The following is a 15,642-nucleotide window of genomic DNA, read 5'->3' on the forward strand; positions in this document are numbered from 1 at the left end:
GAATTCCCATGAAGCATCACGGCACGACAGTGGGCGTGCGCATTGGCGCAATTTTAAGCGCAGGGCTTTTAGCCAGTTGTTCAGCTGGTAGTACGTCCACGAATGTCGGCCGGATTGCGCCGGGCAGCGTGATCGTTGCCACCACTGCTGCACCCGCCTCCCTGGATTTCACCACTACCTCCGGTGCCGCGATCCCGCAGGCGCTCATGGGTAATGTGTACGAAACGCTCGTGCGTATCAGCGACACCGGGCAGCCCCAACCCTTCCTCGCCGAAAGCTGGGATGTAAGCGATGACCGGCTGGAGTACATATTCCATCTCAAAGATGGTGTGACTTTCTCCAACGGGGATGCATTCACTGCTGAAACAGCGGCTTTTTCCATTCAGTACGTGTTGGACTCTTGGACGAATGGCCTATCCAAGCAGATGACCCCCGTTGAGCATGTGGAGGTCCTGGATCCGCTGACGTTGAAGGTGAGGTTGAAGGCGCCGTCGAATAGCTGGCTGTGGTCCATGGGCACTCTGACTGGCGCGATGATGACGCCGGGTGGGATAGACACCCTGGCCACGAACCCGGTGGGCACAGGCCCTTTCACGGTGAAGCATTTCGCTGTCGGGGAGTCGATCTCCTTTGATGCCCGCGAGGATTACTGGGGCACTCCCGCTGCCCAAGACGCGGCAATCCGCTACTTCGCTGATGCGGTATCGAGTGTCAACGCTTTGCGCGTTGGGGATGTGGACATGGTGTGGGCGCTCCAAGCACCGGAACTGTTGCGCACCTTGCCGGAGACGTTCAACGTGCAGGTGGGCACCACCAACGGTGAGGTCCTGCTCAGCTTGAACAACAAGCGCGCGCCTTTCGACGACCCGAAGGTGCGCCAAGCCGTCGCCTACGCCATCGACCGCGCCTCTCTCGATGATGTTGTTTGGTCCGGCCTGGCTACGGATACCGGCGGTGCACCCGTCCCACCAACGGACCCGTGGGCGGAGGAGAAGGATTACTATCCCTTCGACCCCGACAAAGCCCGCGATCTTTTGGCCGGGCGTGAACCTGAAGTCACCCTGACTATCCCATCCTTGCCTTATGCCCAGGACGCGGCTGAGCTCATCTATTCCCAGCTCAAGGACGTTGGCTTCAAAGTAAAGCTTGAAACGGTGGAATTCCCCGCTGTGTGGTTGAGCCAAGTACTCAAACAGGGGGATTACCAGGCTTCCCTCATCGCGCATGTGGAACCGCGTGACATGCAAACGTTGTTTGGGAGCCCCGATTATTACCTGGGGTATGACTCCGCGAGCGTGAGGGAAAGCTTTTCGCTTGCCGACGAAGGCACCCCCGAACAACAAATCACCCACATGCGCGCCGCCGTGGACACGATCATGGCGGATGCGGGTGCACTCACGTTAGTGAATATGCCCAACATCGTGGTCACTGCACCAGGGGTGAGCGGTGTTGACCCGAATGTAATCACCGACGGGCTTGTGCTTTCCGGTGTGCGGAAGGAAGGGACGCCATGACAATTATGAATATTGCGCGTTCTCTCCTCCGCTTCCTAGTCATGCTGGGCGCCGCTAGCATCCTCATCTTCGTTCTGTTGCGTGCGGTGCCCGGTGACCCGGCGCGCATCGCGCTGGGGGTGACGGCATCCGACGAGGATGTGGCTAAGCTCGCCGCACAATTGGGTACCGATCGTCCTTTGGTTGTGCAGTACTTGGACTGGATGCGCGGGCTTCTCACCGGTGATTTTGGTGTGTCTTTGGCCAGTAAGCAGGACATCACGCCATTGGTGTGGGACCGTGTGCAGGTCTCCCTCATCTTGACGGTCAGCGCCATGGTCCTGTCCCTGCTCATCGCTATTCCGGTGGGCACGTACTTGGCGCGCAGGAACCGTAAGGCTGATGTTGCCGTTGTCTCCGCACTGACTCAGGTGGGCATCGCGGTGCCGAGCTTCCTCGTGGGCATCCTGGCTGTCGCGGTGTTTTCTGTGTGGCTGGGCTGGCTACCTGCCAACGGGTGGGTTCCGCCGAATGCAGATTTTGGTGGGTTCGTTGCTCACTTGGTTCTGCCAGTGGTGGCACTCACCTTGGTCCAGGCGGCGATTTTGACCAGGTACGTGCGCTCCGCCCTGCTGGAAGAAATGGGTAAGGATTACGTGCGCACTGCCCGAGCGGTGGGGCTGTCCACCCGCAAGGTGCTGTACCGGCACGCGCTGCGCAATGCTGCCCTGCCGGTTCTCACCGTCACCGGTTTGCAGTTGACGTCCCTCATTGTGGGCGCGGTGGTGATTGAGCGTGTCTTTGCTATCCCCGGTATTGGTTCGATGCTGCTCGATGCGGTGGCCACGCGTGACCTGACTACCGTACAAACCCTCATGATGTTGCTCGTGGTGTTCACCTTGGCGGTGACCTTGCTGGTGGATGTGCTGTACCGCATCATTGATCCGCGGTTGAGGAGGCAGGCATGAAAAAGGCTCGTCTGCGGGCGCAGTTTGGAGTTGGTGCGGTGCTCGTTGGGATTGTCGCCATCATGGCGGTGCTCGCCTTCGTGTGGACCCCCTACGATCCCGTTCACGCAATCCCGGAGCACCGCTTGGAAGGGGTCAGCGCACAGCACTGGTTGGGCACGGACCAGTATGGGCGTGACATGCTCAGTCGCATCATGGATGGTGCGCGTATCTCTCTGCTCGTCGCGGTGGCGTCAGTCGCGCTCTCCGCCCTCATTGGTGTGCCCTTGGGAATATGGGCCGGCATGTCACGTGGCTGGGTGGATCAGGTAATCATGCGCAGCAACGACCTGTTGCTGGCCTTCCCCGCCCTGCTGCTAGCCATCGTGTTCACCGCTGTGTTTGGCGCCTCCATGTGGATCGTGGTTTTAGCCATCGGTATCGCCGGTATCCCTGGTTTTGCCCGTGTGTCCCGGGTGGGTGCCTTGCAGGTGATGTCGCAGGACTACATTTTGTCCGCGCGTGTCTCCCAAGTGCCAGGGCCTGTGATCGCGTGGCGGCATGTGCTGCCGAATATCACTGCCACTCTCACCGTGCAGGTCTCCGTGGCACTAGCTCTAGCCATCCTCGCGGAAGCTGGCTTGTCCTTCCTAGGGCTGGGCACCCCAGCGCCGTACGCCTCCTGGGGTCGAATGCTCCAGTCCTCCCAGGCATATCTAGCCACCGCCCCACATTTGGCGTTGTGGCCGGGCCTGGCTATCGCCGCCGCCGTACTCGGCTTCAACCTGCTCGGCGACGCATTACGTGATGCGCTCAACCCAAGGAGGGCACGATGAGCAACCTTGTCACCGTGGATAACCTGACCATCCCCGGCATCCTGAACAACATCAGCTTTGACATCGCTCCCGGTGAGCGCGTGGGACTCATCGGTGAATCCGGCTCCGGGAAGTCCATGACAGCCATGACCATCATGGGGCTGCTCCACCCTTCCCTGGAAGTGCAGGGCACGGTCCTGGTCAAAGGCCAGGAGCCTTCGCGCGCGCTGCGAGGCAATACGGTAGCCATGATCTTCCAGGAGCCGATGACGGCGTTGGATCCGCTGATGAGCGTCGAGAAGCAAGTGGCGCAAGCGTGTGGCCTGGAGCGCGCGAGGGAGCTCCTCCACGAAGTGGGCATCACGCGCACCGGCGCGTACCCGCATGAACTGTCCGGCGGGCAGCGGCAGCGCGTGCTCATTGCGCTGGCCATCGCGGGTGACCCGGACCTGCTTATTTGCGATGAACCGACCACCGCCCTCGACGTCACGGTGCAACGCCAGATTCTGGAGCTGCTCGACCGGCTCGTGCGCGAGCGCGGCATGGCGCTGCTGTTCATCACCCATGATCTCGGTGTGATCCGCCAGATGACGGACCGCATCCTCGTGTTGCGCAAGGGCGAAATCGTGGACCCGGACGCGAACTTGGACGCACCGGCCACGGACTACACCGCGCAACTCGTTGCCGCCTCACTGCCCGGCGCACCCGCCGCCGTTCGCCCCGTTGGGGAGCCCATCATTCGCCTTGAGAATGTCTCGTGGCAGCGCGGCGATACGTTGGCGCTCGATGATGTCTCCCTCACTGTTCGGCGTGGTGAACGCATCGGCCTCGTGGGCGGTTCGGGTTCCGGCAAGACCTCTATGCTGCGCCTCATCGCGGGCCTCAACGAGCCTGATTCGGGCACCGTCACGGTCGATGGCGGCATTCAGATGGTGTTCCAGGACCCCTACTCCTCCCTCAATCCGCGCCGCCGCGTGGCCGATTCCATCCGGGAGGCGGGTGTGTCACGTACTCGTGCGGACGAGGCACTCGCCCAGGTCGGCCTTGAGGGTGTCGGCGCGCGCTTCCCACACGAATTCTCTGGTGGCCAGCGTCAACGCATCTCCATCGCACGCGCAGCCGCACCGCGCCCAGAGATTCTCATTGCGGATGAGCCGGTCTCCGCGCTCGATGTTTCCGTGCGCGCGCAAGTGCTCGAGCTTATCGACGACCTCGTCATCAACGACGACCTCACCCTCATCTTCGTCTCCCACGACCTCTCCGTGGTGCGACAGGTCTGCCCCACCATCGCTGTCTTGCACGAGGGACGCCTGGTGGAAACCGGCCCCACAGAAGAGGTATGGGAAAACCCGCAGCACGAGTACACTCGCTCGCTGCTGCGGGCTATTCCGACGCTCTAGCGTTTTTAATTCAGGACGGTGACGGAACCGTCCGGCGCAACACTGATCTTCGCTGCGGATGCTGCCGCGAGGTTCACGCGCTGCCAGGATCCACCAGGACCCTGCCAGTCCAGTGGGTTGCCCGCTGCGGTAGCGGTCTGCGCGATGATCTGCGCGCGCTGGTGGTGGTTCAGCTCTGGGAAGGAAGCCGCGATCAGGGTCGGTGCTGCCTGTGGCACGATCATCGGAGCGTCACGGTGGTAGATCGGCTCGAACTCGTAGTTGTTCCACGCGGTTGCCTGTGACACTGCGGTTGCGGTGGGTACGAAAGGCTTGTCGGATGCCACCAGGTCCTTGATCGGCTTGCCGGCACGCCACTCAATCTCCGCGCGGAGCTCAGCAGCCGCCTGGTTCAGTGCGTCGCGCATCCTTGGGTCGTTGAGACGATCCGCTGCTGCGGCCTGGCCAGACATACGACCACCGATGACATCCAACGGGTAGTGCACGCCCAGAACAACACGACTGTTGCCAGCCAGTGCGCCACGGTAGTGCAGCTGCGGGGCAACCTCAGGAACCATGTAGGCCAGCAGCGATGTCATCAACGTCGCCTGGTTGGTGTGGCCGGATGGGAAGGACTTGGACGTCAGGTACAGCTCCTTCCCCGGCGGGTTGTAGCGCTTGATCTTGTCCGGCATCACCACATGCGGACGCGGGTACTTGAACATTTCCTTCTCAACGAAGGTGGAGCTAGCAACACCACCGGTGCGGGCCAGGTAGCCATTGCCCAGCAGGAACTGCGTCTTAGGTAGACGTCCCTCTGTCAGCGCGGTGCGGAAGTGCGTGCCAAATTCCTCACCGAGTGCGTCCGACAACGCGAAGAGCAGCTCCTCGGAGGACGCGGATGCGTCAATCTGAGCATTGTGGATCCGTGCCGGGTCCGACTCGGCCGCATTATTGATAGCCACAACCTGCGCACGGTTGGAGTCCATCACATCTGGGCGCCTATCGCGCAGCTCCGGGAACAAACGGTTGACTTCCGCATAAATGCCATGCTCGTAGGCCGACCTATCGGAGATGTAGCCCACCAGGTAGTCCGGGCTAAACGGGACTGGCACCGGTGCTCCGTGGATGTGCGTAGGCACCTGACCGCTGTACCACCCAGTAGCCGGGTCACGCAGCTGCGGGATGGTAAACGGCAGATCCTGCGCGGTTGCGGCGGGGGCTGCCGCCACACCGAACAGTGCGCTCATCGCAGTGGTTGCTGCAACGACAGCGGTGAGAAGGGCGCGTTTCATGGGAACTCCAAGACCTAATGAGCACGCGTCGCATGACGTGAGGTACGGGAAATTTCTCGATCAGACTAACCCGTACGCCACTACCCCGCTACTCTTGTGCGCATGATTGTGGTTGTCGGATCCATCAACACTGACCTCACCGTCAATGTCCCACGTCACCCGCACCCCGGGGAGACACTTTTGGGCAGTGGCGGGGGCATCACGGCCGGCGGTAAAGGCGCCAACCAAGCCGTCGCCGCAGCCCGGTTGGGCTCCCCCGTTGCGTTCGTTGGCGCTGTAGGCCGTGATGCGAATGCGGCCGCAGCAACCGCGCTGCTCACGGACGCTGGGGTGGACCTCACCGCGGTAGAAACCCTCGACGATGTCACTGGTTTAGCCGTCATCACCGTGGCAGCCGACGGGGAAAATACCGTGATGGTCATTTCGGGGGCGAATGCGAGGGTGGGAAGGGGGATCGTCGATAAGCATGCAGACCTTATTGCGCGTGCGGAGATCCTTCTGCTGCAGGGCGAGATCCCCGCGGAAGGCTGCGAGCGTGCCGTGGAGATCGCCCAGGCCGCCGGCGCGCGGGTCGTGGTCAATCTTGCGCCGGTGATCCCCGTGGACCCCGCGGTGCTGTTTGCTGCAGATCCGCTGGTGCTCAATGAGCATGAGGCCACGCTTGTCGCAGGCCAGCTGGGCCTTGAGGCGCCGGTCACCGCATCTGATCTTGTCCGTGCGGGTGTGCCTTCCGTGGTGATCACGTACGGCGCGGACGGCGCAACCATCGCGGATGCGCACGGTTCCACCCACATCCCCGCAGCCCTCGTGACCCCCGTTGACACAGTGGGTGCAGGCGATGCGTTCACCGGCGCGCTGTGCCACAAACTGCGCGAGGGAGCATCGCTTATCGACGCCTCCCAGCACGCCTCCCGCGTCGCCGCCTTCGCCGTCACCCGCCCCGGCGCACAGCCGTCCTACCCCTGGCCGGAGGACGAACTGCCGGAGCTTTAACGCGTGATGTACAGCATCAGTGCGGGGTCAAGAACGTGCTCCTGGCGCACCTCGAAAATCTCCGTGAGCCCCTGAAACACTTCGAGCTCAGCCGTGCTCAGCTGGATCTGCTCGTGGGGGAACGCATCCATAGGCATGATCATAGGCCCCTGATCTACGGCACGCGACGAGCCGTGTCGAAGACCCCCTGAAACAGCTCCTGCCCGTGGAGATAAATCGCATCATGGTCCCAGGTGGGGTGGGACCACACCTTCATCCCGCCGATCTGCTTCGCCACATTCACGGCGCGGTCAAAGTGGATGAACATGTCACGTTCATAGAGGGCAACAACCGCCGGCACCGTGTTTGCCCGCAACTGTTCCTCATTGAACACGCGCGACCAGTCCGTCTTCGCATGCATCTCATGCACCACATCGCGGAACGGGCGTAGCGCCGGATCTTCCTCAAAGTGATGCTGGAAGAAGTGGTTGCCCAGCAGGTAGAACGGCTCTTTCTCATCTGTTGGATCCGCATCCAGCGCGAACCCGGCGCGGCCTTCCACCGCCCGGTGCGCCGCCCAGTTCGTGCTCACTCCCGGGGCACCGAAGAGCGTTTCGTGCAGCACCGCCCACAATGGGTTGCCCTGAAGGCCCACGTACTGGCTCATCCAGCCCAGGAAGTCCCCGCGCAAATGCTTCTCCCCACCGCGACGGATGAAAGGTTCTTCCAACAGCACGGCGAGATTGTGGAAACCCAGCTCCTCCCCCAGCGCCACACCAATGAAACGGAAGCGCTGGGAACTCAGCCGCTCCCCCGTGGGCAGGATCTCTTCTGTGTTGTCCAGGTGGTGGCAGACCTCCCGCACGGTCCGCTCCGCGTACGGCACCGCGGCGTAGAACTCCTGTACGCGCTTTTCCAGCAAGTCCAGGCTAACTGTGTTGTACTCCACCGGTGTCCAACCAATCTGGGGCACAGCGCCCGTGAGGTACGCCTGCCCAATTGCCTCCGGGTAGTACGACAGGTAGCTGGCCGTGCACAGCGCCCCGAAAGAATTACCCAACACATCCCACTGTTCAAACCCCAAGTGTTCACGCAATGCCTCTGCGTCCGCCACCACATCGGGGCACCGCAGCTTGGAAATAATGTCCGTGCGGATCAATTCCGGCGTTGTCCGATCGATCTTCCCGGAACGGCCAGTACCCCGCTCATCCAGGAGGTACACCGTGTAATGCTTCAACGCCTCCGGGATCCACCCCTGCATGACCCGTGGCGCCGCATTCCCCGGGCCACCCTGGAGAAACAGCAACGGTGGCTTCGGCTTCGCACCCTTTCCACTCCTTTCGTCACCTTCAAGTGACGAAAGCTCACGGGCGAAGAGCTCAAACGTGCCTAGTTCAGGTTTTTCGCGGTCCCACGGCACGTCCAGAACGTGCTCAGTAACGCGAACTCCGGGCGGAATAATCGTAGAGACCATGTCCCCGAGCATAACGCCCCACGCTTTACCCCCTTGGCGGGGCAGCTTTTCGTCCCGCCTACTCCTCGTCCGTGGACAGCGCTGCCACAAATGCTTCCTGCGGCACGGTGACAGAACCGATGGACTTCATGCGCTTCTTACCGGCTTTCTGCTTCTCCAGCAGCTTGCGCTTGCGGGAAATATCGCCGCCGTAGCACTTGGACAGAACGTCTTTGCGCAGGGCGCGGATGTTCTCACGCGCGATGATCTTCGAACCGATCGCAGCCTGGACGGGCACCTCGAACTGCTGGCGGGGGATGAGCTCCTTGAGCTTCTTGGTCATCTTGTTGCCGTACCACTGAGCCGAGTCACGGTGCACGATCGCGGAGAACGCATCCACCGGCTCACCCTGGAGGAGGATGTCCACCTTGACCAGGTCTGCTTCCTGCTCGCCCGCTTCCTCGTAGTTGAGGGAGGCATACCCCTTGGTGCGGGACTTCAGCATGTCAAAGAAATCAAAGATGATCTCACCGAGCGGCATGATGTAGCGCAGCTCCACGCGGTCCTCGGAGAGGTACTCCATGTTCTTCATCTGGCCGCGCTTGGACTGGCACAGCTCCATCGTCGTACCCACGAATTCCTGTGGCACGATGATGGTCATGTTCACCGTCGGCTCATAGACCTCGGGGATCTTTCCGCCTGGCCAGTCAGACGGGTTGTGCACCATCGACTCCGTGCCATCTTCCGCGATGACGCGGTAGGTCACGCTCGGTGCGGTGGAAATCAGATCCAGGTCGAACTCGCGCTCTAGGCGGTCGCGGGTGATCTCCATGTGCAGCAGGCCCAGGAAGCCACAGCGGAAACCGAAGCCCAAGGCGACGGAGGTTTCGGGCTCCCAGGTCAAGGAGGCGTCGTTAAGCTGGAGCTTCTCCAAGCTCTCGCGCAGCGCCGGGAAATCCTCCTGGGACACAGGGAACAGGCCCGAATAGACCATCGGCTTGACTTCCTCAAAGCCCGCGAGAGGTTCCTCCGCGCCTTTCGACGCCCACGTCACCGTATCGCCCACACGCGTCTCACGGACGTCCTTCACGCCGGTAATGAGGTAGCCCACCTCACCCGGACCGAGGCCCTTGGTCTTCTGCATCGTCGGGGACACAATGCCGATTTCCAGGATCTCGTGGGTCACGCCCGTGTTCATCATCTGAACCTTTTGGCCGGACTCCAGCTTGCCGTCCATCATGCGGATGTAGGTGACCACGCCACGGTAGGTGTCATAGACCGAGTCAAAAACCAGCGCACGTGCCGGAAGATCCGCACCAACGCCACCATCGGCAGCACCCGGGGCGGTCGGCGACGGGATGAGCTCTACCACGCGATCCAGCAGCTCCGGCACACCCTGGCCGGTCTTACCGGACACGCGCAACACATCTTCAACCTCGCAGCCAATGATGTGGGCGATCTCCTCGGCATACTTATCCGGATCCGCCGCCGGCAAGTCAATCTTGTTCAGAACCGGGATGATCTCCAGGTCATTCTCCATGGCCATGTACAGGTTGGCCAGGGTTTGGGCTTCGATGCCCTGGGCGGCGTCGACAAGCAAAATCGCGCCCTCACACGCATCGAGCGAACGCGAGACCTCGTAGGAGAAGTCCACGTGACCGGGCGTATCAATCATCTGCAGGACCATCTCTTCACCTGCATGCGCGCCGGTCTTGGGCACCCACGGCAGACGCACGTTCTGCGCCTTAATGGTGATACCGCGCTCACGCTCAATATCCATGCTGTCGAGGTACTGGTCGCGCATCTCACGCTCATCCACCACATTGGACAGCTGCAAAATGCGGTCCGCCAACGTCGACTTACCGTGATCAATGTGCGCGATGATGCAGAAATTCCGGATCCTCGCTGGATCCGTGAAGGTCTGCAATGCAAAATTGGTGTTCTTGGCCATCGCGCCTCACTCTACCGTGGCCTTGGCATAAGCAGGAAAATGCTTCACGACGCCCCACCAAATACCCCCAATAACTGTCACACATTCGGCGAACGATCTAGGCTGAGAACCATGGCTATGTGGCGGCGCCCCAAATGGGCGGGAAAGGGCACACTCCGGCGGCAACGGACCCCGCTGGAAGAAGGCCTGAAGCTGCTCAATGAGCGCCTGGGCAATTCCCCCACCCAGCACCACCGCCGCCCCGCACGCACCAAAGTGTTCCCCACCGCTGACATTCCGCGCAGTATCTTCTATGCACCTGACATGGACGGGCAGGCTGAACCCGGCGAGGTGGTGTGGTTCTACGTGCCTGCCACCCCCCTGCGGGAACGCTCCATGCTGGTTGTCGGCCGTGACCGCCAAGACGTCCTTGGCCTGCTCATCTCCTCTAATGACGACCACGCTGACGATGACGCATGGCTCCCCATCGGCAGCGGCGAATGGAAAACCACCGGCGAACCTTGCTGGGTACGCCTGGACAAAACACTGGCTATCCCCGAAACCGACCTTCGTCGCCGCGGTGCACTGTTCCCGCCACGACGCTTCGACCGGATTGCGGATCACTTACGGAAGCACTTCGATTGGGCCTAACCTTTTGGCCCGCGCAGTTTTGCTCCGCGCGCGCACCACCTGCTAGGGTTTACCCGTTATTCGCTCCGGCCTTCGTGCTGGTGCGTCACACGCCACAGACAGGACCTTGGGTTTGTGGCCCTGCAACAAGTTGTGGCGCATAAACGGGCGGATGCAGTAATTTTTTCGAACTTCAGATACGTCAAGAGGTACATCATGGCAAACATCAAGCAGCAGCAGAAGCGCGTTATCACCAACGAGAAGCGCCGTGTGCGCAACAAGAGCATCCGCTCCGCAGTGCGCACCGAGATCCGTAAGTTCAACGCAGCGATCGAGGCTGGCGACGCTACCGCAGCCGAAGCACAGCTGCGCGTTGCTTCCCGCAAGCTGGACAAGGCTGTGAGCAAGGGTGTCTTCCACCGCAACAACGCGGCTAACAAGAAGTCCAACATGGCCAAGGCCTTCAACAAGCTGGGCAAGTAAAACTTCTTAGCTCCTACCCTGTTCCGCATCATCGCGGGGCAGGGTTTTGTTGTTTGGGTGGCAGGTGGACAGGCGCAGGCGACCAACTGGGTAGTTTCGTTCTTCCTGGACTAAAGGGCGGCTACCCAGCCAAACCAAGCAGCCCGCGGACAATGAGCAGGGTGCCGGCAATGATGAAGAAGGTGCCGGCACCCATGTCAATGTAGGGGCCGGCATGGAAGAGTTTACGTCTCACCCGGTCGGTGGACACGAGGGTGCAGTACCCGACAAACAGCAGGAAAGAAGACAGCCACAGCGCAGCAATGACCGTGAGCGCGACCCCCACTGTTGGGGACATCGGCAGCAGCGGTGCAACGAGCGCGGCGAGGAAGAGAACGATCTTCGGGTTGGACAGATTCGTGGCCACACCTGTTGTAAAGGCGGAGCGGACAGAGCCTAGCCGCTGCACGGCCTCCTCAAGATCCAGAGGTGGGTTGAGGCGGTCACGCCACCCTTGACGCACAGCGGAAATGCCCATGTATACGATCCAGCTGCCGCCAAGCACCTGAATGAGTTCCAGCAGCCATGGGAACGCGGTGAGCAGCGCGGCCGCACCAAAAACCGTGAGGGATGTCCACATGAGCACCCCAACGTGGATGCCCAGGTTCGCGGCCATGGCGTGCTTGCGTGAGCGCGTGGCCATCCGGGTAAGCAGCACCACGTCCGGCCCGGGGGAGGCAGCGCCCACCACATTCACAGCGACGATCGCCGCAAGGTCGGCGGGGTTCACTGCTGCATCTTTTCCACGAGGTCCGCGCGGTCAAACATCTGTGCCGTCGCAATCGCATCAGGTGTACCCGCGTGTGGGTCCGCTCCGGCCGCCAGAAGAATGTCCACGATGGCATCCTCTTTCTTGAACACCACTCCAGCCAAAGGCGACTGTCCACGCATATTTTGCTTATCGACGTCCGCCCCACGCCCCACCAGTCCCCTCACCAACTCCTCCTGTCCGGCGTACGCCGCGAGCATGAGCAACGTGTTGCCGTCCTGGTTAGACAGGTTCACATCCACACCGTGGTCGATGTAGTCCAACAGCGTGAGGTCGCCTTCGCGCGCCATGGTGAAAAGGCGCGTGGCAAAGTCCCGGACGTCATCCGGAATGTTGTGGTCGGTCACGGAGAGGCACCCTATCACGCGTTGGACATAAGACACCTGTGTGGCTAGCGCGCCAGGGTGGCGATCCGCCTCACGGCGTCCTCCACGGCGAACTCTGGGTCCCCGCCTTGCCCTTTGACCTCCGCATCAAGCCGGGCAACGATGATCACCGCACGGCTCACCGCATCACCCGACCAGTTCCGGGCAATCTGCATAGTTTTCTTTGCCACAAAGGGGTGCATTCCAATCTCCCGCGCAATCTGGTCCGGGTGACCTCGGGTTTGGTAGAGCTTCGCAATATCACCGATCTTGTTGGCCAATGCCGCCGTGATGGCCACCGGGCTAATACCCAACTGCAGTGCCCGGCGCGTGCTGGCCAAGGCGCGATCAACCCGGCCCGTCACCGCTTGGTCCGCGATATCAAAGCCGGAGACCTCCGCCACGCCGGTGTAGTAGGCGCGGACGTCGGAGACGGTGAGGTCGCCCGAGGTGTCGTCGATAAGCTGCTCGATCGCGGACGCCAACTCGCGCAAATCCGAACCGACGGATTCCAACAATGCCCCAACAACATCTGGTGTGGGGCGTACCCCGCGACGGCGGAATTCATTTTGCACCCACGTCTGGCGTTCACGCTGATTGAGCGTGCCCACCTCATGCACCTCCGCGGTCTTACGGAACTTCGGTACATACGCCTTGTTCCGGCCCTTGCCACTGTGCACAATCACCAACGTCATGCCCGGCGCGGGATCAACCGCGGCTTGCAGGAGCAGCTCCGTGGGCTCCTTACCGGCGAGTTCAGTGTCCTTGATCACCACCACGCGCTCCTGCGCAAACAGCGACGGGCTTGTGGCCTGCAGCAGCTCGCCCTCCGTCACATCCCCGGCGCGCAAAACAGTGACCTCAGCCTCGGGGCTTGCTTGGTCGATGATGGCCTGCGTTGCGCGTTCGGCGAGAAATTCATCCTCGCCAACCACAAAATGCACGGGACTGTGGCTGGACATGCGGCTCATTGTATTCTCCGGCTTCTCCCGCGTGCAACGATGAAAGCAGCGAAGATCCAGCCATAACACACCATCACGAGCGCCGGGCCCACCTCCACCGTGGCATGCGGGTTACGCGATACCACCTCCGCTACCGTGCGCACCCAGCCACCTAAGGGCGCAATCACCCACAACAACGGGGCCGCCAGGACATGGCTGATCTGCGACAAGATCGCGGCGGCCATACCCAGCACTGTGACAATCCCCGTCACGGGGCTCACCGCCACATTGGCCAACACGGACGCCACTGGCACTTGGCCCACCATGGCGGCGATGAGGGGTGCCGTGGCCATGTCCGCAGCAATGGCCACGGACAACACTCGGACGAAAATGTCTGGCCACCCAGTGCGCCCCAACGCCTGATAGATCAGCGGTGACAACGCAACGATGCTGCCCGTAGCCACCACCGATAACGCGAAGGCGTAGTTCACCGCCAGATCCGAATCCACCAAGATGAGCCCGATGATGGCCAAGCTCAGCGCATGGATCGGCTCCGCGCGGCTGGAGCTAATCACCGCTACCAATCCAACGAGTCCGGACACGGTTGCTCTCAGCACGCTTGGCTCTGGGCCGATGAGTCCGGCATACACCAGCAGAGCCACCCCAGCCGCCGCCAGTTGCACCCGCAACCCACCACGCGCCAGTCGCGCCACGAGGAGCGCCGCTGTGGCCACGTACATACAGTTCGCACCACTGACCGCGCTCAAGTGGCTCAGCCCCGTATCGATGTACGCCTGCTGCTCCTCCGCCGACTGAAAGGACACATCCCCCAGCACCATCCCCGGAATGATGCCCTGGGCGTGCGGCCCAACATGCTCCGCTACCGCAGCGGAAAAACGCTCCCGCACGCCAGCAGCAAAAGCAGCAAACCCCTCAGGCGGGTGCAGCAGTGCCACCTCGCCATTGATCACAAACGCCGCGATCCCCGGCCGCGTAGGATCTGTCACCTGCCCCGAGGCCGCCACCATTGCACCAGGCACTGTCCCTTCCGGCAAGGACTCGGCAAACACCGGCACGGGTGTGGGATACCCCTCCACCCGCACGCGCACCAACCAACTCCCGGAGTCCAATTCCTTGGGCATACCGCTGATCCATCCGGTGATGCCTGCATGTGGGTTGAACGCCTGCGCCGCTGCCATGCGCCACCACGACAATGCCAGCGAGCATGCCCCGATGCCACCAGCCAAGAGCGCTTGGCCGGGCTCACGTATGAGGAACAGCACAAGCACAACAACGCCGACCACAATGAGCCCTGCCCACGGGCCCACCACGATCACAGCAAGGGCCGCACCCCATGCGCATAGCGCCGCCGGAACCAGACGGAGCTCACTCATCAGAGTGTCACCAGATCTTTCACTGCCTCGAACTTGGCAGGGCCAATCCCTTTCACATCCATGAGCTGCTCGACCGCGGTGAACGGCCCAGCAGATTCCCGGTGCGCCACAATCGCCGCTGCGGTTGCCTCCCCCACTCCGGGCAGCTCAGTGAGTTCCGCCGCCGTGGCCGAGTTGAGTGAAATCCCCGCCCCACCCGGCTGGCCTGGCTGCGGCACCACACCCGACGCGGGCACCTCCCCCTGGGTCAGAACGTGGATCTGCTGCCCATCAACCAGGAGCTGAGCCAGGTTCACGCTGATCAAATCCGCATCGGGCAACGGTCGGGCTTTGTCCAGCGCATCGGCCACACGAGCGCCCTGATCAAGGGTGACCAGGCCCGGTTGTTCCACGGCCCCCACCACGGCAACGACAACCTGTCCCGGTAGTTCGTTGGCTTCGGCGGCGGTGCTCCACAGCGGTTCTGGGGCGTCGGTAGCTGCATCGGGGCTGCGCAGGCTGGACCAGCCGACAGCCAGGAGGCACACCGCAACCACGCACCCAACCGCAGCCGCCGCTGTCCGCGGGGCAATGCGCAATCGCGGCGTGGGGTAGGTGACCCGCATGAGCTCCTCTTCACCCGTTGGGCGGGTGAGCTCTTTGAGCCGGTCAACTGCGGTTGGTGGTGCCATGTCCGCCACGCTAGTAGGCAGCGACAACGGCGAAAAGGACTCACGGCCAGGGGTGTGGATAACCGT

Annotated in this window: 16 protein-coding genes; 7 read left to right on the forward strand and 9 right to left on the reverse strand. The window is 61.9% G+C overall.

Going from position 1 to position 15,642, the window contains the following annotated elements; genetic code table 11:
* Positions 1-8: 8 nt before the first annotated feature.
* Genes QP994_RS01195 through QP994_RS01210 form a run of 4 tightly spaced genes read left to right on the forward strand, consistent with a single transcriptional unit; the run spans position 9 to position 4,655 of the window.
* Positions 9-1,514: an ABC transporter substrate-binding protein gene (locus tag QP994_RS01195; protein WP_284865072.1), complete on the forward strand. Its 1,506-nt coding sequence runs from the start codon at positions 9-11 to the stop codon at positions 1,512-1,514.
* Positions 1,511-2,461, forward strand: coding sequence for an ABC transporter permease (locus QP994_RS01200; protein WP_284865073.1), 951 nt, complete (start codon positions 1,511-1,513; stop codon positions 2,459-2,461). Before QP994_RS01195 ends, QP994_RS01200 begins: the two co-directional genes overlap by 4 nt.
* Positions 2,458-3,276, forward strand: a complete 819-nt coding sequence (locus QP994_RS01205; RefSeq protein WP_284865074.1) for an ABC transporter permease — start codon at positions 2,458-2,460, stop codon at positions 3,274-3,276. Before QP994_RS01200 ends, QP994_RS01205 begins: the two co-directional genes overlap by 4 nt.
* Positions 3,273-4,655, forward strand: a complete 1,383-nt coding sequence (locus QP994_RS01210) for an ATP-binding cassette domain-containing protein (protein WP_284865075.1) — start codon at positions 3,273-3,275, stop codon at positions 4,653-4,655. Before QP994_RS01205 ends, QP994_RS01210 begins: the two co-directional genes overlap by 4 nt.
* Before the next feature lie 5 nt (positions 4,656-4,660).
* Here the strand turns inward: QP994_RS01210 and QP994_RS01215 are convergent, their stop codons facing one another.
* A complete protein-coding gene (locus QP994_RS01215; protein WP_284865076.1) occupies positions 4,661-5,929 on the reverse strand; it encodes an acid phosphatase in 1,269 nt (422 codons plus the stop codon).
* Positions 5,930-6,031: 102 nt separating this feature from the next.
* Between QP994_RS01215 and QP994_RS01220 the strand changes: the two genes are divergently transcribed.
* Entirely contained in the window at positions 6,032-6,922 is an 891-nt protein-coding gene (locus QP994_RS01220) for a ribokinase (protein WP_284865077.1), read from the forward strand.
* Here QP994_RS01220 and QP994_RS01225 read toward each other — a convergent pair.
* Genes QP994_RS01225 through lepA form a run of 3 tightly spaced genes read right to left on the reverse strand, consistent with a single transcriptional unit; the run spans position 6,919 to position 10,305 of the window.
* Positions 6,919-7,065: a hypothetical protein gene (locus tag QP994_RS01225; protein WP_284854310.1), complete on the reverse strand. Its 147-nt coding sequence runs from the start codon at positions 7,063-7,065 to the stop codon at positions 6,919-6,921. The genes QP994_RS01220 and QP994_RS01225 overlap by 4 nt on opposite strands.
* 11 nt (positions 7,066-7,076) lie before the next feature.
* Positions 7,077-8,375 (reverse strand): alpha/beta fold hydrolase, encoded by a 1,299-nt coding sequence (locus QP994_RS01230; RefSeq protein ID WP_284865078.1) that lies wholly within the window; start codon positions 8,373-8,375, stop codon positions 7,077-7,079.
* Between the two features lie 58 nt (positions 8,376-8,433).
* On the reverse strand, positions 8,434-10,305 hold the full coding sequence (lepA, locus tag QP994_RS01235; protein WP_284854308.1) for a translation elongation factor 4: 1,872 nt from the start codon (positions 10,303-10,305) through the stop codon (positions 8,434-8,436).
* A 111-nt stretch (positions 10,306-10,416) separates the two neighbouring features.
* Here lepA and QP994_RS01240 point away from each other — a divergent pair, with 111 nt between their 5' ends.
* Complete coding sequence (locus QP994_RS01240) at positions 10,417-10,935, forward strand: type II toxin-antitoxin system PemK/MazF family toxin (RefSeq protein ID WP_284865079.1); 519 nt, start codon at positions 10,417-10,419, stop codon at positions 10,933-10,935.
* A gap of 195 nt (positions 10,936-11,130) precedes the next feature.
* Entirely contained in the window at positions 11,131-11,397 is a 267-nt protein-coding gene (rpsT, locus tag QP994_RS01245; RefSeq protein WP_284854306.1) for a 30S ribosomal protein S20, read from the forward strand.
* 121 nt (positions 11,398-11,518) lie between these two features.
* Here rpsT and QP994_RS01250 read toward each other — a convergent pair whose 3' ends face one another.
* From QP994_RS01250 to QP994_RS01270, 5 genes are read right to left on the reverse strand one after another with little or no spacing between them, the layout of a single operon-like run.
* Positions 11,519-12,166: a LysE family translocator gene (locus QP994_RS01250; protein ID WP_284865080.1), complete on the reverse strand. Its 648-nt coding sequence runs from the start codon at positions 12,164-12,166 to the stop codon at positions 11,519-11,521.
* Entirely contained in the window at positions 12,163-12,552 is a 390-nt protein-coding gene (locus QP994_RS01255) for an ankyrin repeat domain-containing protein (RefSeq protein WP_284865081.1), read from the reverse strand. Before QP994_RS01255 ends, QP994_RS01250 begins: the two co-directional genes overlap by 4 nt.
* Positions 12,553-12,596: 44 nt before the next feature.
* Positions 12,597-13,532, reverse strand: a complete 936-nt coding sequence (gene holA / locus QP994_RS01260) for a DNA polymerase III subunit delta (RefSeq protein ID WP_502869986.1) — start codon at positions 13,530-13,532, stop codon at positions 12,597-12,599.
* 5 nt (positions 13,533-13,537) lie between these two features.
* Positions 13,538-14,905: a ComEC/Rec2 family competence protein gene (locus QP994_RS01265; RefSeq protein ID WP_284865083.1), complete on the reverse strand. Its 1,368-nt coding sequence runs from the start codon at positions 14,903-14,905 to the stop codon at positions 13,538-13,540.
* Positions 14,905-15,576, reverse strand: a complete 672-nt coding sequence (locus QP994_RS01270) for a ComEA family DNA-binding protein (RefSeq protein ID WP_284854300.1) — start codon at positions 15,574-15,576, stop codon at positions 14,905-14,907. Before QP994_RS01270 ends, QP994_RS01265 begins: the two co-directional genes overlap by 1 nt.
* Positions 15,577-15,642 lie beyond the last annotated feature (66 nt).

It is taken from the genome of Corynebacterium sp. MSK044 (genome assembly GCF_030232825.1).
Lineage (GTDB): Bacteria > Actinomycetota > Actinomycetes > Mycobacteriales > Mycobacteriaceae > Corynebacterium.